General features: G+C 67.7%; 24 protein-coding genes and 1 pseudogene. 18 read left to right on the forward strand and 7 right to left on the reverse strand.

All coding sequences use genetic code 11. The annotated features are described in order from the left end of the window. Nucleotides 1-4: 4 nt before the first annotated feature. From ACIA73_RS09420 to ACIA73_RS09430, 3 genes and pseudogenes are all read right to left on the reverse strand, one after another. Nucleotides 5-520 carry a DinB family protein gene (locus ACIA73_RS09420; protein WP_399437750.1) on the reverse strand — a complete coding sequence of 172 codons (516 nt, stop codon included), beginning with the start codon at nucleotides 518-520 and terminating at the stop codon, nucleotides 5-7. Nucleotides 521-525: 5 nt separating this feature from the next. Next, the gene (locus ACIA73_RS09425) at nucleotides 526-1,263 is read right to left on the reverse strand and encodes an SAM-dependent methyltransferase (RefSeq protein WP_399437751.1); all 738 of its coding nucleotides are present in this window, start codon (nucleotides 1,261-1,263) and stop codon (nucleotides 526-528) included. A gap of 99 nt (nucleotides 1,264-1,362) precedes the next feature. Further along, nucleotides 1,363-1,449, reverse strand: a pseudogene (locus tag ACIA73_RS09430) (glutamine synthetase); the annotation flags it as partial. Between the two features lie 555 nt (nucleotides 1,450-2,004). On the opposite strand from ACIA73_RS09430, the gene ACIA73_RS09435 reads away from it, so the two are divergent. Further along, entirely contained in the window at nucleotides 2,005-3,135 is a 1,131-nt protein-coding gene (locus tag ACIA73_RS09435; RefSeq protein WP_399437752.1) for a hypothetical protein, read from the forward strand. Nucleotides 3,136-3,152: 17 nt separating this feature from the next. Beyond that, nucleotides 3,153-3,797, forward strand: coding sequence for an HAD family hydrolase (locus ACIA73_RS09440; RefSeq protein ID WP_399437753.1), 645 nt, complete (start codon nucleotides 3,153-3,155; stop codon nucleotides 3,795-3,797). Here ACIA73_RS09440 and ACIA73_RS09445 read toward each other — a convergent pair. The 4 genes from ACIA73_RS09445 to ACIA73_RS09460 form a co-directional block, all read right to left on the reverse strand. Further along, nucleotides 3,794-4,645 carry a DUF1932 domain-containing protein gene (locus ACIA73_RS09445; protein ID WP_399437754.1) on the reverse strand — a complete coding sequence of 284 codons (852 nt, stop codon included), beginning with the start codon at nucleotides 4,643-4,645 and terminating at the stop codon, nucleotides 3,794-3,796. The two genes, ACIA73_RS09440 and ACIA73_RS09445, sit on opposite strands and share 4 nt — an antisense overlap. Further along, entirely contained in the window at nucleotides 4,642-5,229 is a 588-nt protein-coding gene (locus ACIA73_RS09450; protein WP_399437755.1) for a guanylate kinase, read from the reverse strand. The genes ACIA73_RS09445 and ACIA73_RS09450 overlap by 4 nt, the downstream gene beginning before the upstream one ends. Then, nucleotides 5,226-6,233, reverse strand: a complete 1,008-nt coding sequence (locus tag ACIA73_RS09455; RefSeq protein ID WP_399437756.1) for an AAA family ATPase — start codon at nucleotides 6,231-6,233, stop codon at nucleotides 5,226-5,228. Before ACIA73_RS09455 ends, ACIA73_RS09450 begins: the two co-directional genes overlap by 4 nt. Before the next feature lie 249 nt (nucleotides 6,234-6,482). Further along, complete coding sequence (locus ACIA73_RS09460; protein ID WP_399437757.1) at nucleotides 6,483-6,836, reverse strand: GntR family transcriptional regulator; 354 nt, start codon at nucleotides 6,834-6,836, stop codon at nucleotides 6,483-6,485. Nucleotides 6,837-7,384: 548 nt separating this feature from the next. Here ACIA73_RS09460 and ACIA73_RS09465 point away from each other — a divergent pair. From ACIA73_RS09465 to ACIA73_RS09540, 16 genes are all read left to right on the forward strand, one after another. Further along, nucleotides 7,385-7,753 carry a hypothetical protein gene (locus ACIA73_RS09465; protein ID WP_399437758.1) on the forward strand — a complete coding sequence of 123 codons (369 nt, stop codon included), beginning with the start codon at nucleotides 7,385-7,387 and terminating at the stop codon, nucleotides 7,751-7,753. Nucleotides 7,754-7,848: 95 nt separating this feature from the next. Further along, the gene (locus ACIA73_RS09470; protein ID WP_399437759.1) at nucleotides 7,849-8,166 is read left to right on the forward strand and encodes a hypothetical protein; all 318 of its coding nucleotides are present in this window, start codon (nucleotides 7,849-7,851) and stop codon (nucleotides 8,164-8,166) included. Then, nucleotides 8,163-9,026, forward strand: a complete 864-nt coding sequence (locus tag ACIA73_RS09475; RefSeq protein WP_399437760.1) for a DUF2637 domain-containing protein — start codon at nucleotides 8,163-8,165, stop codon at nucleotides 9,024-9,026. The genes ACIA73_RS09470 and ACIA73_RS09475 overlap by 4 nt, the downstream gene beginning before the upstream one ends. Nucleotides 9,027-9,049: 23 nt before the next feature. Beyond that, complete coding sequence (locus ACIA73_RS09480) at nucleotides 9,050-9,418, forward strand: RRQRL motif-containing zinc-binding protein (RefSeq protein ID WP_399438041.1); 369 nt, start codon at nucleotides 9,050-9,052, stop codon at nucleotides 9,416-9,418. Nucleotides 9,419-9,512: 94 nt separating this feature from the next. Continuing rightward, complete coding sequence (locus ACIA73_RS09485) at nucleotides 9,513-11,720, forward strand: cell division protein FtsK (protein WP_399437761.1); 2,208 nt, start codon at nucleotides 9,513-9,515, stop codon at nucleotides 11,718-11,720. 141 nt (nucleotides 11,721-11,861) lie between these two features. Beyond that, nucleotides 11,862-12,113 carry a hypothetical protein gene (locus tag ACIA73_RS09490; RefSeq protein WP_399437762.1) on the forward strand — a complete coding sequence of 84 codons (252 nt, stop codon included), beginning with the start codon at nucleotides 11,862-11,864 and terminating at the stop codon, nucleotides 12,111-12,113. Nucleotides 12,114-12,225: 112 nt separating this feature from the next. Continuing rightward, on the forward strand, nucleotides 12,226-12,414 hold the full coding sequence (locus ACIA73_RS09495; RefSeq protein WP_399437763.1) for a hypothetical protein: 189 nt from the start codon (nucleotides 12,226-12,228) through the stop codon (nucleotides 12,412-12,414). Nucleotides 12,415-12,425: 11 nt separating this feature from the next. Beyond that, complete coding sequence (locus ACIA73_RS09500) at nucleotides 12,426-13,028, forward strand: hypothetical protein (RefSeq protein ID WP_399437764.1); 603 nt, start codon at nucleotides 12,426-12,428, stop codon at nucleotides 13,026-13,028. 3 nt (nucleotides 13,029-13,031) lie between these two features. Further along, nucleotides 13,032-13,343: a hypothetical protein gene (locus tag ACIA73_RS09505; protein WP_399437765.1), complete on the forward strand. Its 312-nt coding sequence runs from the start codon at nucleotides 13,032-13,034 to the stop codon at nucleotides 13,341-13,343. Continuing rightward, the gene (locus ACIA73_RS09510; RefSeq protein ID WP_399437766.1) at nucleotides 13,340-13,528 is read left to right on the forward strand and encodes a hypothetical protein; all 189 of its coding nucleotides are present in this window, start codon (nucleotides 13,340-13,342) and stop codon (nucleotides 13,526-13,528) included. Before ACIA73_RS09505 ends, ACIA73_RS09510 begins: the two co-directional genes overlap by 4 nt. A 3-nt stretch (nucleotides 13,529-13,531) precedes the next feature. Then, on the forward strand, nucleotides 13,532-13,693 hold the full coding sequence (locus ACIA73_RS09515) for a hypothetical protein (RefSeq protein WP_399437767.1): 162 nt from the start codon (nucleotides 13,532-13,534) through the stop codon (nucleotides 13,691-13,693). Between the two features lie 86 nt (nucleotides 13,694-13,779). Then, entirely contained in the window at nucleotides 13,780-14,697 is a 918-nt protein-coding gene (locus tag ACIA73_RS09520) for a bifunctional DNA primase/polymerase (protein ID WP_399437768.1), read from the forward strand. After that, nucleotides 14,694-15,056, forward strand: coding sequence for a hypothetical protein (locus ACIA73_RS09525; RefSeq protein ID WP_399437769.1), 363 nt, complete (start codon nucleotides 14,694-14,696; stop codon nucleotides 15,054-15,056). Before ACIA73_RS09520 ends, ACIA73_RS09525 begins: the two co-directional genes overlap by 4 nt. Further along, the gene (locus ACIA73_RS09530) at nucleotides 15,053-16,456 is read left to right on the forward strand and encodes a phage/plasmid primase, P4 family (RefSeq protein WP_399437770.1); all 1,404 of its coding nucleotides are present in this window, start codon (nucleotides 15,053-15,055) and stop codon (nucleotides 16,454-16,456) included. The genes ACIA73_RS09525 and ACIA73_RS09530 overlap by 4 nt, the downstream gene beginning before the upstream one ends. Nucleotides 16,457-16,543: 87 nt before the next feature. Then, the gene (locus ACIA73_RS09535) at nucleotides 16,544-16,759 is read left to right on the forward strand and encodes a helix-turn-helix transcriptional regulator (RefSeq protein WP_399437771.1); all 216 of its coding nucleotides are present in this window, start codon (nucleotides 16,544-16,546) and stop codon (nucleotides 16,757-16,759) included. A gap of 71 nt (nucleotides 16,760-16,830) precedes the next feature. Further along, the gene (locus tag ACIA73_RS09540) at nucleotides 16,831-18,096 is read left to right on the forward strand and encodes a tyrosine-type recombinase/integrase (RefSeq protein ID WP_399437772.1); all 1,266 of its coding nucleotides are present in this window, start codon (nucleotides 16,831-16,833) and stop codon (nucleotides 18,094-18,096) included. The last annotated feature ends 7 nt before the right edge of the window (nucleotides 18,097-18,103 follow it).

An 18,103-nucleotide genomic window follows, 5' to 3' on the forward strand; every position in this document is an offset into this window, starting at 1 on the left:
TGCCCTACGCCCCCACCACCCCGTCGATCCCCTCCCGGAGGAAGTCCGCGTGCCCGTTGTGCCGGGCGTACTCGTGCAGCAGGTGCACCATCACCAGGCGCAGCGACACGTCCTGCTCCCACCGCCCGAAGTACCCGGTGACATCGAGCGACGCGGCCTCCCGCTCGATCCGCCGGGAGTGCTCGACCTCCGCCTCCCACGCGGTGAAGGCTTCCTCCCGGGTCGACTTCGACGCGTCGTACGCCTCCTGGAAGTCGCCCTTGTCGGACCAGACGAGGGGGAGGTCAACCTCCTGGTTGATGACCCGCCGGAACCAGTTCCGCTCCACCTCCGCCATGTGCCGCACCAGCCCCAGCAGCGACAGCGTCGACGGCGGCGAGGACTGTGCGCGCAGCTCCTCGTCCGTCAGCCCCGCGCACTTCATCGCCAGCGTCGCCCGGTGGAACTCCAGGAACGCCCTCAGGGTCTCCCGCTCGTCGCCGCGCAGGGGCGGCGCCGGACGGTCGTCACCGGTGTTCACGGCACTCAGCCCTCCGTGCGGCGCAGCACGAGCGTCTGGTAGCCGAAGCTGTCCCGGTACCCGCGCAGCCACTCGTCGCGGTGCACGGTGGCGGCCTCCAGCGCGGCCCCGCTCCCCGGGTCCTCGGGGTGGTCCAGGGCCCAGGCGGAGAGCGATCCGGTCCAGTTCCACTCGTAGTCGTCGAGCTCGTGGCGGGTGGAGAGGTGCCCGTAGACGGGGGTCCACCCGGCGCCGGTGATCCGGTCCACGGTGTCCGCCAGGTTCTCGTACTCCCCCAGCATCTCGATCGCCTCGGCGGACGGCTCCGCTCGCCAGTACGCGTCGCCGATGACGACCCGGCCGCCCGGCGCGAGGAACTTGTGCGCGGTCTCCAGCGTGGCGAGCAGCCCGCCGAAGGCGTGCGCGGCCCCGGAGCTGATGATCACGTCGAAGGGCGCCGCGGGCGTGAAGGCGGCCGCGTCCACCTCGTGCAGCACGAGCCGGTCACCGACCCCCCGTACGTCGGCCTGCCGGCGCCCCTCGGCCAGCGCGTTGGCCGCGAGGTCGACGCCCTCGGCGGTCGTACCGGGATGCGACTCCAGCGCCCGGATCAGCCACTCGGCCTGCCCGCAACCGAGGTCGAGAACGCGCTCGCCACCCCGGTTGAGAGCGCGGCCGAGCACCCTCGTCACGGAGTCGAGGCCGAGCGGCGACGCGATGGGGTGGTGCGCGTGGGCCAGTTGGGACATCAGGGAACGTTCCATGAGCCGCACCCTGCCAGCAAAACGGACCCCCCGCAGGTGATTTCGCAGAGGGTCCGAAGTGCCGTCCGGCCGGCGCCGGCAGCGGCGCCGGACCTGCGGCTACAGCACCGGCAGGTTCTTGCGGAGCTCGAAGGCGGTGACCTCGGAGCGGTACTCCTCCCACTCCTGCTTCTTGTTGCGCAGGAATTGATGAACTGCTCCGGCCTCCTCCACAGAGGTCACGTGCGCTACCGCTGAGCAGCGGGAGAGAGGTCGTTGACGGTGCTTGATGGTCTTTGTGGGCCGCCTTTTGACGGCCCACGGACGGCCCAAGCTCAGGGGCTCCCCTAACCCTTGATGGCAGCGATCATCGCCGCAAGGGCTGACAAGAGCCCCGCCAATGCCGTGATACCAGCGAGCCAAAGCATGGCCCCGTTGCGTCCAGCTTCGGTAGCCTCATCATCGTGAGGCCCGTCCATCTTTGCCACGGCGGTTCTCCAACCTTCGGCCTGACTGTCCCAAGCCAGGTCATTGCGAGTTAGCCCCGCCCTCACCCTCCGACAGGTGGGGACGGGGCAGCTTTCGCATCTAGTGAATCTGTCCGAAGCGTGGGGCACCAACTCCCCGGCAGGTTCCGGTCATTGCCGGACACAGCCCACCTCTCTGACCTAGCATTCTCCCTCTAGACGAAGACAGCTTCGGACGGACGCGGACGATGGCGGACGATCACGGACACTCGCGGACGCATCATGAGGGGGAGTCATGGGCAACGGCTTGGCCAAGCAGATACGAGACCTACAGGTACGCGCAGGCAATCCGCCGGTTAGGGAACTTGAGCGCCTCATAAAGGCACTGCGCCCACAACACTCTATAGCCAGATCCACAATTCAAGAAAAGATTTCTGGAAAAACTCCAGCGAAACTAACTCAGATACTCGCGATAATTGACGCAATTGCTGAGTACGGGAGAATTAACGGAACGCCACTAGCCGCACAGGAGGTTGACGAAAACACCTGGCGCGCTAAATATGTTTCAGCAATGGGGAACCGCGGCAGAACTGGTAGAGCACCAACCCCTCAGGACGAAACAGCAACACCCCAAAGAATCTGGGACCCGAAGCCGCTTCGAGCCACCGGCATGACAGATCTTGTCGACCTCATAGCCCAGTCCGAGGGTGCGCCACTTGTGAGCTGGGTGCCGCATGTCGCAGCAGAAATGAACAAAGCAGGAATGTCCTGCGAATCCCTCATGAAGTGGGTTTCCTCGGGAGGTGTGAGAGATACTATCGATTGCATCCAAGCGCTAGATCGAATTTTCCCACTCCCCGACCCTGACAAGGAACCCCACTTCTGGGACAACAATTCTTCCGGTTACGCTGCCGTCACAGAATATGCACTCATACACACCGCCAGAATTCATGGAATTATCTCCGCCCCAAAAATCATCGCAGGCCTCCGCCGCGCTAACGTGGGCCAGTATGTGCGTGCGTTCCTTAGGTTCGTAGCTTGCTGGCACCTGCCCAAGAATATCGACGTTGCAGTTAAACGCCTACGCGCCGCTGAGCTAGGAAACGACGCGGGAATAATGCTCGGCTACATCGGGTCAGACAGACGAGAGGATCGGGTAGTGGAGGTCGTTCATCACTTCTTGCAAGAAAAGGATGACACCGACGCGGCTACAATACTGAAAGGCATGTCTGAAGAAAGTCCTCAACGTTTCACCTTGGCCCTTCGCGATCCAAAATGTGCAACGCTAAGTAATGCGCTCATCAGCGGCGTCCCTTGGAATAAGGGTGCCGACTACGTCGCCCACCTCAGAGATGAAGGGTTCGGCGAGATAGCCGATAAAATCACCGTACCGGGGAATGGCTACAGTGATGAGCCGCCCTTCTGATCTCATAGAATTTCAACATGCTGGTACTTTTCGATCTGGACAACACCCTGATCGACCGTAATGCGGGCTTGGCCGTCTGGGCTCGCGGGTTTGTGAGCTCTCGTTGCCTTCCGCATGAAGCAGAGGCCATCGTTTGCGAGCGGCTCCGCGAGCGGGCCCACCTTGAAGATTTCGTGGACCTGCGGAAGGTCCTCAGTCTCAGTGACAGCCCACGCGACCTCTGGCACGAGTACGTCGATGGTGTCGCTCGGTCTGTGCGTTGCTTCCCTGGAGTGCGGGAGGGCCTCATAACGCTACGGAACGCGGGGTGGACCCTCGGCATCGCGACGAACGGGGCAGGGGACATTCAACGCGCCAAACTAGCTGAGACCGGTCTGTCCCTGCTGTTCGACGGCATCTGTGTCTCAGGTGAGGCCGGAATTCGGAAGCCTGAGCGCCGTCTCTTCGAAGCTGCGGCGGCGGAGTGCGGCACTTCGCTCAGCTCTGGGGGGTGGATGGTTGGCGACAACCCCCACACGGACATGTTCGGGGCGAAGGCAGCGGGACTGCGAACCCTCTGGGTGGCCAATGGCCGCGAATGGGCTGATGACCTCTACGAGCCCGACGTCACGGCAACGGGCATCGTAGAAGCCATCGAGGTACTGCAACGGCCAACTCTCTAGGTTGGCCCCTCGCGCGGGCTTGCGTGCAACTCTTGGAGCACGAGCGCGAGATCCGGCGACGTGTCCTTGAGGCCCGTCCACCGGCCCATCACGGCGGCTGCGGCGTCGGCCAGATCAGAGGGGAGCCCTGCCTCTGCGAGAGCGTGCGCCGCCTCCTTCATCTCCGGTCCCCAGCGCCATGAACGCGCGGCGACCTTCGGGAAGTACGCAGTCTCTGCCAAGTAGCTGGTCGTCCGCCCTGCTGCGATGTCGAGTAGTTCCGCCTCCACCCCGTGGTCACTGGCGAGGGCGTAGGCGACCGTAGCCAGGGCGCGGCTGGCCTTCTGATAGCTGCTGTACGAGAGCTTAAGCGCAGATGCCTGCCCCATATCGCTCGACAGGAGACGCGCTTGAACAGCACTCCCCTCAAAGAGCCGCGCCACCGAATGCAGTGCGTCGGCTGGCCCGGACAAGTAGAGGCGAGGGCTCTTCGAGTCCGACGGCGGAGATCCGATCACGGAGCCGTCGACTGCGGTCGCCCCGGAGTGCTCCACGATGGCGCTGATGTCGGCCATCGACGCAGGAGAAACCGCGTTCCCGTCGACGTAGATTCCGGCATACGAACAATCCGCAACGTTCCGCGCCACGTCTGCGGCAGCGGCCGGCGGGCACAGGCTCAGGATGATGTCCGCCCGCTCGACCATTTCGCTCAGCGCATCTACCGGTGTGAGCCCGTATCGGTCGGCTCGTTCCTTGCTGCTTGCGCTGCGTCCGGCTGGACACCACAAAACCTCAGCACCGGAGCGCCGCGCCTGAGCAGCAACGGCGGCGCCCATGCTGCCCGGGTGCAGGATGCCGAGCGTCGTCATCCGACAAGCTCCCGAATGCTACGGATCTCCGCTGAGGCGGTGGTTGCGAGGGCGTCGATGATGGTGTTGGCGGACTCGGTGGGGCTGAGTCGATCGGTCCTGAGGGTGAGGGTCCACGGCTCGGATTCGTGGGCCAACAGATCCTCTCGGGTCTCGTGCCAGACCTTCACCCGAGCCTCTACATCCTTGTCACCGCGGCCGATGGAGCGCGATTCCGTGACGTCCAGAGGACACCACAAGAGCACGCGAATCCAGCGCAGAGGAAAGTCAGCCACCGCACCCGCGCCCGCTACTTGCCCCATGTGCAGCACGGGGATTCGGCCGACCTGTACGAGATCGGCCACGCCGCGCCTGTCGATGGCGTATTCCGCGTCGTACCGAGCGTTGCGGTACAGAAGTTCCCCGGCCTGAGAAAGTTCCTCGATGTGATCGATGCTGGTCATTCGGTAACCTGCGGAACGCCCAGGGCCTGCCTTAAGGCGCTGGAACAGCGTGAACTCACCGCGCAGCGCGGAGAGTTCAGCGGTGATGGTGTCCTTACCCGAGCCAGGCGGGCCGTAGAGGATGACGCCGGAGGGGGTCACAGGTCACCTCCGCTCAGAACGTCCTTGGCTTCGTCTACGAGGGCCACGGCTGCCCCCAAGCGGTTGTCCACAACGAAGTGCGGTCCCTGCGGCCGCAGTTGGAGGTCGAGCGAGGCAAGGTAGTCGTCCCACGCTTCCATCTTCCAAGCGTCTCGGGCGGCACCCCTGAATTCGATGTACTCGCGCATGGACTCAGGGTCGCAATCGACCCAGATCGTTGCCATCGATACGCGATTCGATCGGCACTTGTTTTGGAAACGCTGCATCCACTCGGCTTGAGAAAATTCCGACACGAATGGAGCGTCGAGGATTGTGGAGATCCCGCAGTTCACGTTTTCCCACGCTGTGTTCAGAAGGCATCGGTATTCGAGCGGCCGAACCTTCTCCCGGTAGAGCTCTGAACTCCGGTCGTGCGCTTCCCCTCCAAGTGCAACCAGTAGCTGTTCCACCAAGGGGCGAGTCAGGGAATCCTTGTCGAGAATGGGCCACCCGGTGAGGTTGCCGAGGAACTTCGCGAACTCGGACTTGCCCGATCCGGCGAAGCCACCGACCAACACGACCGAGGGGCCTTCCGCTCCCGCCGAAGTGCGGTGACGCCAAGCCGAGACCATGCGGTTGATGAGCATCTCGCTGTCCGCGCCGGCCGATCCCGTGCGAATGCTGCTCAGCGCCTGCCGCACGGCGTCCGACTGGTCGGGGAGGGTACGTGTGGCGACTGCGGGGGCGGAATCCACGTGGGCTTCCTCTCCGGGCAGAGCAGCACGGAAGCCAAGTTGCGCCTCGTTACAGCGGTAGAGGCGGGAGTACGCCCGGCGGTAGTGCGGGCCGGGGTAGACCCTGCCTGCCTCGTGACCCCATATCGTCTGAAAGTTCGCCGCGATGTTGAGGCCGTGCCGTTCCGCGATCTCGCGCAACTTCTCCCCTGTGTCTTCCAGGGTCAGCCCGATTGCTTCCCGCTGCTTGCGCAGGATCTCAGGGTTCCAATCCGGGTGCTCCCGAGCCATCTGGCCCTCCTAGATAGGTACTCGGATTCGCGACTGTAGCTGTCCGAGTAAGTCAATGGAAACTCGTGATAGCGCATGTATAAGCGGATGTGTAAAACCGCTGAGTCTTAGTCAGATAAAGCAACGTGATACAGGTCTCAAAGGATTGGCGATTGAGTAGCACCACAACCCGACGGGGAGGTGCTCATGAGTCGCAACACAGCCGGGACTACCCGGCTTCGGCAGTCCCGGCGCGGCCGGCGCATATCCTCAGTGGGATTCCAGCTCGGCTACCCGCTCGCGAAGTTGGCCTACCTCGCTCCGCAGCTCCGCGACCTGCCCCTTCAGCTCCGCGACCGCCCCGGCGGTGTCGCTGAGCTTCGCGGACTCCGCGGAGTCCGCGGTGAGGAAGGCCCCCTTGCCCTGGTGGCTCACCACCAGGCCCTCATCGCGGAGTTGCCTGATGGCGGCGCGGGCCACGGTGACCGACGCCGTGTAGGTGCCCTGGATCTCCGCGAGGGACGGCAGCTTGCCATCCTTCGCGAACTCGTCCTTGGCGATCCTGCGCCGAAGCTCGTCGGCCACCTGCTGGTAGGCGGGCTTCTCGCCAGTCCACTCGACCATCTGCACCCCAAGTCTCTTCTAGGTCTCTGCCTCATAGTGCACAAGCAACAGAGGGAGAACCAGCGCCCGCCCCGAGTTGTTCCGCGAAGAGGGTTGACGCACTCTGCCTCAGAGTGCACTCTGAGGCAGAGAAGAGGGGCGCCACCTAGGGCTCCTCCACTCAGTAACTCGCCTTCTCCATAGGCGAGTTACTGACCTGCTCAACAACTCCACAGCGTGATCCACCGCAGCAACACGGCCGCGACCACACCGGCTGAGGCGAGTGGAGACCAGTCGGCCGAGAAGCAGGCCCCCGTCACAACGGGGCCTCACACCCCGCGTAGGGGGACACGCCACCGACTTGAAAGAACGGATCCGCCCAAGGGCAGAGACGCCGACGCGATGACCCCGAGATGCGATTCCTCGGGTGAGCGGGAAGAGGGCCGGATCCATATCGCGTACGGCAGGCACTCCGCTTCCTGGGCACCACAAGGCGGGCATGGCGCGGTGGCAGTGACCGCGCTCGTTCAGCTCAGTCCGCTCCACTTCCTCTACGGCAGGAGTCGTTCATGTTGCTCGGCATCGGTGACGTCGTTCGTATCCGCAACTGCAAGACCCTGGGCACGGTTGCCGGGGTCGCCGCGCACAACACCGGGAGCCTGGTGGTCCTGACGATCGGCCCCGGGCTTTCCCGCCCGGTGGTCCCCTCCGAGCTGGAGCTGGTGGCCCGCGGCATGAAGCCGCAGAGCACCGCCCGGTCCGTCTGGACGCTGATCTTCCTCGCGCTCGCCCTGGTGGTCGCCGGGGTGTTGGGCGGCACGGTGCACGACCTCGGTGGCGGTCTGGCGCTGACGGTGTTCGTCGCGCTCTCGTCCGTCTCCGCCATCTTCGGCGGGCTGGTCAACACCTTCCACCGGCCGCGCCGGGTGCGTGTCTGACCCGCTCCGCAGCCCCTCGCTCTCGCCGGGGCGGTCGCCTCTCAGCAAAAGACCGCGACCGCCCCGGCTTCCCTTCGCACTCAGGAGAGACCCCCATGCGTACGTACATCGGTAACCACCAGGTCCTCAACGCCATCGAGTTCGAGGAGCTGGCGATCGGCTTCGACGAACTGCCCGTCGGCCTTGACCACGACCTGTTCCGCGGCCCGCTCACCCCGGAGTCTCCCGAGGAGCGGGCGGCCAGGGAGACGGTCGCCCGCGAGGTCATCGCGGAGCTGGCCGCGCAGGGCGAGGGCGGTGACGAGGTCGCCGCGTGGGACGCGCTCTACGCCGACGCGCTCACCCGCACGGTGCCCTTCCTGCGCGCCGCCCGCTCCGCCGGCCGTTCCACCGGGACGGAGGCAGTCGCATGAACCGCAAGGGCAAGGTGCTTCTCGTCCTGGCCCTGGTGGCCGTGGTCGGCATGGCGTTCCGGGTGTCCTGGAACGCGCTGCACGATGTGGCCCGCGCGGTCGGTGCGGACCCCACCGCGGCGACGCTGTACCCGTTCGTCGTGGACGGCCTGATGGCGCTCGCCCTGGTGGCCACCCTCGTACTGGTCGGCCGTGACCGGACGTTCGCGCTGCGGGTGCTGGCGACGTACACGATCGCCTCGCTCGTCCTGAACTACGTGCACGGGCTCGTGCCCGATCTGCACCGCGCGTCAGTCGACTGGGGCCGACTGGCCGACTGGGACCCGGCCAACTGGGCTCTCGTCTTGCTCGCCACGTCGCTGCCGGTCGGGTCGATCTACTTCGGGTCCGATCTCGTGGCGAAGGTGCTGCACCACCGCACCCCGACCGTGACGGATGCGGAGGAATCGGCAGAGACCGTTGCTAATCGGTCTACCCCTGGCCTCGCAGAGTCGACTCCCGCACCGCTGCCCGCACCAGTCGTACGGGCGTTGCCGATGCCGGTGGAAGTCGACTTCACGAAGCCGACCGGCACCGGCAAGCAGCCCGCCGCAGTGCTCCCGATTCGCCGACCGGTCGCCGCGCAGTCGACTTCGCCCCGCCGGGCAACCGGTCGAGTTCCCGACAGCGCCCGCACCCCCCGACCAACTCGCACCGTCACCCAACTCATCGACGAAGCAAGGGAGTTGACGGCCGACTGGTCGTACCGTGAGCTGACGGCCGAAGCGATCCGCAAGGCCGTCCATACCGCCCCGGCCAAGGCCCGCTTCCTGCGCGACACGCTCCGCGCGGAACGCGATATCGCGTCCGGAGCGGCGTGATGGGTGCCCGGTTCGACATCTGCATGACGACCCCGGCCCCGGTGGTGACGGGTTGCGGGCAGATACCGCGCGTCTTATGGCGGTGCGCTCCCAAGGGGTACGCCACCCTTCGCCAACTGGCCGCGCAGGGCTTACGGCCCGGTGGCCAGGACGTGCAGATCGAACTCTTCCGCCCGCGCTACCGGCGCGGCCCCCTGGTCGCCTACCTCTACCGGGTCGACCTCGCGAAGCCGAAGCGGCCGATGACCCCCGCGAAGTGGGCGGCTCTCGCCAAGGCGAACACCGCCCGCCGTACCTGCCCCGCCTGCCGTCGGGACGCCGGGTACGTCATCCCGACTTCGCTCGGCATGTGTGTTACCTGCGCCTATCCCGACGAACAGCGCGCTGCCTGATCCACAGAGCTACCCGCAGAGCGGGGTCCGGACGGTTGACCGTCGGAAGCGCCGTCCGGACCCCTTCCAACCGCAGCACGGAAGGAAGCACCCAGTGAAACACCCTGATGACGACCACGAACTCTTCAACCGGCTCGAAGCCGAGATGAACAACCCGGGCGGCGAGGTGCTCGACCTCGACAAGGCGCGTGCCGCCCGCACCGACTCCACCGCCCCCGCGCCTGCCCCGGAGACGGAAGACCCCCATCCCGACCCGGACACCGTGGTCAAGGTCGACGGCCCCGCCCCGGCGGGACCCGGCTACCTTGGCCGGTTGATGGGCGCCCGGCGTCGAGAGGTGGTCCCGCCGTGGCTGCGCTCGCGTGCGGAGCTGCGGACCGCCGCGACCTGGGTGGGCTCGCACTACGGGCACCTGGCCGGGTATCACGCGCTGCGCACCCCGGTCTACGCCGCCCGCCTGGTCGTGCAGTCGCCTCGCGGCGCGGCCCGGTTCGTCGGGGGCAGCATGCGGTGGGTCGCCGACCGCGAGGGTGAACCCGTACGCCTCGCCGCCGTGCGGCGCGAGGATGCAGCCGAGTACCTCAAGCTGTCCCGACAGCGCGACGGCCGTGTCCGGCTGCGCACCCTGGTGGCCACCCTCGCCGCACTCGTCGGCTTCGCGGTGGCGTTGGCCCTGTACGTGCTGGCCCCGGGCTGGCTGCAAGCCGTCTCGCTCAGCGTCGTCATCTTCGCGCTGGGCACGGCCGGCGGGAAGGCCGATGCCCCGGTCATCAGCCGTGCCGTGGAGGTGCCCAAGGCACCGAAGCTCACCAGCGACATCGTCCTCCGCGCCCTCGGTGCCCTCGGCATTCCGGCGATCAACCAGGCGCAGGGCAAGGGCCGCGACGGATTCACCTTCACCGCCCCCATCACCCGCGACGGCCCCGGCTGGCGTGCGGAGGGAGACCTCCCGTACGGGGTGACGGTCACCGACGTCATCGACAAGCGCGACAAGCTCGCGTCCGGCCTGCGCCGCCCGCTGGGCTGTGTGTGGCCCGAAGCCGTGCCGGACGAGCACACCGGACGGCTGGTCATGTGGGTCGGCGATCAGGACATGTCCAAGGCGAAGAAGCCGGTGTGGCCGCTCCTCAAGGGCGGTGCGGTGGATCTGTTCAAGCCGGTCGCGTTCGGCACTGACCAGCGCGGGCGCTGGGTGGAGATCACCCTGATGTACATCGCGGCCGTCATCGGCGCGATCCCCCGCATGGGCAAGACCTTCCTCCTGCGCCTGCTGTTGCTCATTGCGGCGTTGGATGTGCGCGCTGAGCTGCACACGTACGACCTCAAGGGGACCGGTGACCTGGACCCGGTGGGAGAGAAGGTTTCTCACCGTCACCGGGCCGGGGACGACGATGAAGACATCGAGTACGCCCTGGCTGACCTGCGGGAATTGCGTCAGGAGTTGCGGCGTCGGGCGAAGATGATCCGCTCGCTGCCGCGGGATGTGTGCCCGGAGTCGAAGGTGACGTCCGCGCTCGCGGACAAGAAGAGTCTGGGGCTGCACCCGATCGTGGTTGGGGTGGATGAGTGCCAGGTGTGGTTCGAGCACCCCAAGCACGGCGGGGAGTTCGAGGAGATCTGCACCGACCTCGTCAAGCGCGGCCCGGCCACCGGCATTGTTCTGCTGCTAGCCACCCAGCGGCCGGACGCCAAGGCGCTGCCGACGGGGATCAGCGCGAACGCGTCCGCCCGGTTCTGCCTGAAGGTCATGGGCCAGTTGGAGAACGACATGGTCCTCGGCACGTCCTCGTACAAGCGGGGGGTGCGGGCCACGATGTTCTCCTGGGCGGACAAGGGCATTCACTACTTCATCGGCGAAGGCTCCGACGCCCGCATCGTCGCCTCCGTTTACGTGGACGCCCCCACCGCCGACGCCATCGGCGCCCGCGCCCGCAAGCTCCGCGAAACCGCCGGCACCCTGTCCGGGCACGCGCTCGGCATCGAGCCGGAAGCTGACCCGTCTCTCTCGTACGACCTGCTGCGCGACATCGTGGCGGTGACCCCGGAGAAGGAACTGCGGCCGTGGAACGACGTCACCGTCGACCGCCTCGCCGACCTGCGCCCCGAGACGTACGGGCCGTGGGCGGACCTGGAACCCGCAGAGCGCGCCGCACACCTGACGACGCTGCTCAAGCCGCACGGGATCAGCACCGGGCAGGTCGGGCGGCGCATCAAGGGCAAGACCGTCAACCGCACCGGATTCACCCTCGCCCACATCACCTCCGTGATTGCAGGGAGTGACGGAAAGCGGGACGCGAGCTGACCCCCGGAGGCTTCTAGCGCTAGGTGCACCCACCCCTAGCGCTAGAGCCTCCGCTAGCGGCCTGCACCCCGTGTGATCAGGGTGCTAGCCGTTAGCGCCCCACCTGCGAGAACACCCGAAACCCGCCTGAGAGGGCTTCCGATGACCCCTGCGCTGCTCGCTATCGCCTGCCTCTTCGCCATCACCCTCTGTTACAGCAAGACCTGTGCGGCGTCGCCGTTCGGGAACTGCCGCAAGTGCAAGGGCTTCGGCTTCGCGATGAAGACCGACCGCAAGGGACGCCTCAAGCGCGGCAAGCACTGCCGCCGCTGCAACGGCGTCGGCAAGCGCATACGCGTCGGCCGCTGGCTCTACAACCGCGCCGCCCGCCTCCACCGCGACGGCACCCGCTGACCCCACCGGAAGGAACCCAACCCCGTGATCCGCTCCCTGCGCTTCGCCGCCCTGTGCGTCTTCCTCGGCTTGCTCGTCGCCGCCTGCCCTGCCCGCTGACCCGGAGGTTCCCGTGGCCGTCACCGTTTCCCTCGTCGTCCTGTTCGGGCTCGTCCTGTTCTTCCTGCTCCGCTCCAAGTCCCTCGGCTTCGGCTCCGCGTTCATCGCCGTGATGTTCGGCTTCTACCTCGCCGCCACCGGCGCCGCCAAGCCCGTCACCGACCTCACCACCGCAGTCATCGACGCCCTCGGCAAGATCTAGGAGACGCGGTCATGAACGAACCGATCGTCGCCCGCCACTGGCTCACCCTCGCCGCCCCGAAAGCGGCCCCGGCACTGGCCACGTCCACGGTGCTCATCCTCGGCAGGATCTGGAACGCCAACGGCGCCGAACACTCCACCGGCAACGCGGTGTTGATGGTCGTGCTCGCCGCCGGAGCGGCAACGGCCGGCGCCTTCGCGTCGGCCGGTCGCACCGGAGACTCCGTCATCGCCGGGACCGCGTTCGCCGTGTCCGGCGGGTGCGTGCTGGCCGGAGTCGCCGGATACGCCGACGGCCTGCCGCTGCCGCTGCTGCTGTGGGTGCTCGCCACCGCCGCGGCGTACGGCATCGCGGCCCGCTACTGGCGCACCGACCGACGCGACACCCTCGCGCACGACCGGCACACCAGCGTCCGGCGCGAGGAACACGGGCACATCGAGCGCGTCGAAGCACTGCGCGCCGGAGCACAGATCGAAGTGGCCCGCTCCGGCGCCGCGTACGCCGAACAGCTCGCCATCGCACTCCTCACCCGCGCCACCCTGCCCGGCTTCGACCCGCAGGCCCTCGCCAGCGGGGGCCTGCCCGAACTGCCCGTCACAGCAACGGAGGACTGACCCATGTCCGCGTACACACTCGCCCCGAGCGTGATCAGTGAGATCGGCTGGACCGTCGACCGGTTCCGCGCCCACCTGCGCGGCGACCGGGTGGGCCGGGAGTACTGGCTGCGCAAAGCCGCCGTCCTGGACCGCATCGCGCTCAGCGAGAACCCCGACCACGGCCCCAACGACCCCTGCGACGCCGCCGACATCGCCACCGAAGCGGCCCGCCACCTCATGGACCTGGACGGCGCGCCCCGCACCGCCGACCCCCGCGCCTACGTCCGCCAGCAGTACGCCGTATGGGCCGCCAGCAGGGAGACCCGGTCATGACCTGTCGCTCCTGCACCGGCCACCACCCCGCCACCCTGCGGACGTTCCCCGCCGGGGACACCCGCGCCTCCCTGCACGCCGCCCGCGCGGCGACCGAGGAACGCGAACACACCACCGCCCCCGTCCACATCCACTACGACGCCACCACGGACACCTTCGCCGTCGTACGCACCGAGGAGAACTGACCCATGGACGAAGACGAAGAGACCTACTGCGACGAATGCGCCGCCTACGGCTGCCCCGGACACGAGGTGTGCGAGTTGTGCGACGGCGACGAGTGCGACGGGTGCGACTGCCCGGACAGCACCTGCCCCGGCCCCGTCGCGCACTACACCGGCACCAACGCCTAGCTACGCCCGGGGCGGTCGCCTCTCAGCAAAAGACCGCGACCGCCCCGGCTCTCTCGTCCCTTCGCAGAAACAGGAGAACCCCCAGCATGACACCAGAGCCCACCATCGCGCAGCCCCGCAGCATCCCGCCCAACGGTGACCACCTCCGGACGGCCCTACGCCTCGCCGCAGCCGGGGTGCCGGTCATGCCGCTGCGCGCCGGGAAAGTCCCGTTCGGGAACTGCCCCGCCTGCCAGGCCAACGCCTGCGGCGGACGACCGCACATGAAAGCGGCCGGCGCTTGCGACTGCCCCGCGCCATGCCACGGATGGGCCGCCGCCACCACCGACGCCGACACCCTCACCTCCCGAGCATGGGTGTCCTGCTGGCGGGCCGCCGCTACGGTCGCCTACCACCCGGGCGGCGCGGGGCTCACCGTGGTCGATCTCGACACGCCCGTGGCCACCCTGTGGGCGCGTGAGACCCTGCCGCTCACCCGGACCGTGCCCACCACCCGCGGCGAACACTGGATCTACCAGGGGGCCATGCGGTCCGCGAACGCCGTGCGCCCTGGGGTCGACCTCAAGTCGTCCATGCAGTACGCCCGGTGGCTCGGCAGCGGCCACGGCGATCTGTCACCCCTGCCGTCGGTTGTCCTCGCGCTCGTTGAAAGGGAAGAGACCACCCTGCCCCCGGGCCGGGCGGGGGTGGTCTTTTCCCACCCCGAACACGCCGCGTGGAACCCCACGGTGGCCACAGGGTGCCGTCACACCGAGCGGTACATCCGCACCGGCCTGGAACGCGGCCTTGCCATGGTCCGTGCCCGCACCGAGTCCGGGGCCGCCTCGCAGGCATTCGGCGTGGCCCGGTTCCTGGCGGGCCAGCACTCCCGATGCCCGGGGCCGTGCGGGCTGAACGTCATCGGGGAACAGATCGTGGACGCGGCCGTGTCCGTCGGCGTCCCCGCGCCGTACGCACGGCGGGCCGTCACCAACGGCCTCACCGGGGCGGCGAGGGCAGCATGACCACATCCGCGTCCCACGGCGGGCAGCTCCCCCTCACCGGGCTCCCGGACGCCCCCGCGCCGCAACCGGCCGCCGGGCGGGCGGCAGTTGCCCGTAAGACGTCGGCCGCAGGCCGTCCTTCTCGTCCCTGCCCGGACCGCAAGGTGACCGCCGGGCCGGGCCCCGTGAGGGTGACGGGCTCGCTGCGGATCGTCGCCCCACCGTCCGGGGACCTCTCCCCGCGGGCGAACTGCTGGTGCGAGTGCGGATTCGAGCGCCACGCCATCGGACGACCCGCCGTCCTGCGGCTCATCACCGAACACACCGGGCACCGCGAAACCTGCCCCCTGCGCGTCTCCGAAGGGAGGACGACAACATGAGCACCCCGGAGGAATTCCCCCCGCCGCACCACCCGATGGCCGTCGCCCGCCGGGTCCTGCCCGACTGGCTCACCCCGGACGGCGTCCCGCTGCTCCGCCGGTGGCGCGGTTCCTGGATGCACTGGACCGGCACCTGCTGGAAAGAGCTGGACGAACAGCAGATGCGCTCCGACCTGTACAAGCGGCTGGAGCACGCCACGTTCAGCGTCCCCGGCAAGAACGGCCCGGAAGCACGAGACTGGGCACCGACCAAACCCAAGCTCAGCAACCTTCTCGACGCGCTGGGGGCCATCACCTTGCTGCCCACCGAGACGGACGCCCCGGCCTGGCTCGACCGCGACAACGGCGGGAGCGAAGAGGGGCCGATGGTGGCGTGCAGCAACGGCCTGCTGCGCATCCGTGACCGGGTACTGCTGCCGCACACCCCCGGGTTCTTCAACCTCGTGTCCGTGCCCTTCTCCTACGACCCGGACGCCACGGCCCCGGAGTGGGAGGCGTTCCTGCACAAGATCTGGCCGGACGACGCGCCCGCCGTCACCGCGTTGCAGGAATGGTTCGGCTACGTCCTGTCCGGGCGCACCGACCAGCAGAAGATCCTGCTCGTCACCGGCCCCTCCCGGTCCGGTAAGGGCACCATTGCCCGCGTCCTGAAAGAGCTGGTGGGCAAGGAGAACCTGGCCGGACCCACCCTTGCCGGGCTGGGGACGAACTTCGGTCTGTCCTCGCTGCTGGGCAAGCCGCTCGCGGTCATCTCGGACGCCCGTCTCTCCGGGCAGGACGGCGGGCAGGTAGTGGAGCGGCTTCTGACCATCTCCGGTGAGGACACCATCGACATCGACCGGAAGTTCCGCGATGTGTGGACGGGACGTCTGCCTACCCGGCTGATGATCCTGACCAACGAGCTGCCGCACTTCGGCGACTCCTCCGGGGTCATCGCCCGCCGCTTCGTCGTCCTGAGCATGCGGGTGTCCTGGCTCGGAAAGGAAGACACCACCCTCACCGACCGGCTCGCCGCAGAGATGCCCGGCATCATCAACTGGGCACTCGACGGACTCGCCCGACTGGAACGCACCGGCCGGATCACCGAACCCCCGTCCAGCCGCGACGCGGTCACCACGATGCAGGACACCGCATCCCCCACGTCCGCGTTCGTCCGCGAGCGCTGCACCACCGGCCCGACACGCAGCGTTCCCGTGGACACCCTGTGGGCCATCTGGCGGGAATGGGCTGAAGACAACGGCGTCCGCGCCGTCGGCACGAAGCAGATGTTCGGTCGCAACCTGCTCTCCGTCGTGCCCCAGCTCAACCGCTCCCGCCCCCGCGACGGCTACGGCCGGCAGGTCGCCACCTACAACGGGATCACCCTCCGCGAAGCCGAACCACAGTCGCCTGAGTCGTGACTCATCGCGACTCAAGCACCCGTCAACCCGCTCTGAGTCGCGATGAGTCGCGACTCAGAGCACTGTGACTCGAACACGGAGGCTCGCATGGCTACCCCCGCCACGACCGCGCTCCGGGCCGGACTCCCGGACCGCTACCTCACTCCCGAAGACGTCGCCGCCCTCTTCTCCGTCCCGCTGGAAACCGTCTACGCCTGGCGCAAGAAGCGCACAGGCCCGCCCGGATTCCGCATCGGCAAACACCTGCGTTACGACCCCGTCGCCGTCCACGCCTGGACCGCCGAACTCGCCACCCACGCCTGACTCCACCCCCACCTCCAAGGGGCGCGACCGCCACGGTCGCGCCCCTTCCGCATGCCACCAGGAGCACCCGCATGGCAGGCCACATCCAAGACCGCTGGTTCAAAACGGAGTTGAACGCCGACGGCAAGGCCGTCCGGGGCAAAACCGACCGCCACGGCATCGGACTCCGCTACCGCGCCCGCTACATCGGCCCGGACGGCACCGAGAAGTCCCAAAGCTTCCCCGACGGCAAGAAGCGCCTCGCAGAGCAGTGGTTGACGAAGACCCAGGCCGACATGGACGGCGGCCGGTACATCGACCCGAAGGCGGGGCGGATCACCTTCCGCCAGTACGCAGAGAAGTGGCTCACGTCGCAGACGACCGACCCGACCACGCGGGAACCCGTCGCCGTGCAGATCCGGCGCCACGCGATTCCTTACCTGGGCTCGCGGCCGCTCGCGTCGTTCAAGCCCGAGCACATCAGGGAGTGGCTCGCGGAGCTGGAGCGGGCGGTGCCCGCTTCCTCGTACCGCCGGGTCATCTTCGCGAGCGTGTCAGGAGTCTTCACGGCGGCCGTGGAGGATGACCACATTCATCGCAATCCCTGCAAGGCAAGCACTGTTCATGTGCCGAGCCCGAGCACCCGGCGCGTTGTCCCGTGGACGTCCGAGCGGGTATTCGCGGTGCGCTCCGCCCTGCCGGAGCAGTACCGCGCCGCTGTCGACCTGGGCGGTGGGTGCGGTCTGCGGCAGGGCGAGATCCTCGGTCTGCCGGTCGATGAGATTGGCTTCGACACCGGTTGGCTGCACGTCGGGTACCAGGTGAAGGTGTCGGCCGGAAAGCTCGTGTTCGCCCCTCCCAAGCGGGAGAAGGAACGTGACGTCCCGCTCGCCGACTCCGTGGCGCACGCCCTCAAGGAGCACATCGAGGCGTTCCCGCCCGTCAGCGTCACCCTTCCCTGGCAGCGGCCGGACGGCCGGCCGGTGACCAAGCGGCTTTTGTTCGTGCGGCCGGACGGTAAGGGCGCCGTACGGCGGACCGACTTCAACACGCGGTACTGGAAGACCGCACTCGTGATGGCATGGGTCATCCCGGAGCCCAAGTCCGGCGAGCGCCACCAGGCCGCGCGCGAGCACGGCATGCACGCGCTACGGCACTTCTACGCGTCCGTGCTCTTGGACGCTGGGGAGAACGTCAAGGCGCTGAGTACGTACTTGGGGCACACTGACCCTGGCTTCACGCTCCGGGTCTACACCCATCTGCTGCCGAGTAGTGAGGGACGTAGCCGCAAGGCCGTGGACTCGGTGTTCCAGCGCATCAGTTCAGCGGCTGACGGCCCACAGACGGCCCAGGGCTAACCAATCG

The sequence above is a fragment of the Streptomyces sp. NPDC051561 genome, assembly GCF_044454195.1.
Taxonomy (GTDB): domain Bacteria; phylum Actinomycetota; class Actinomycetes; order Streptomycetales; family Streptomycetaceae; genus Streptomyces.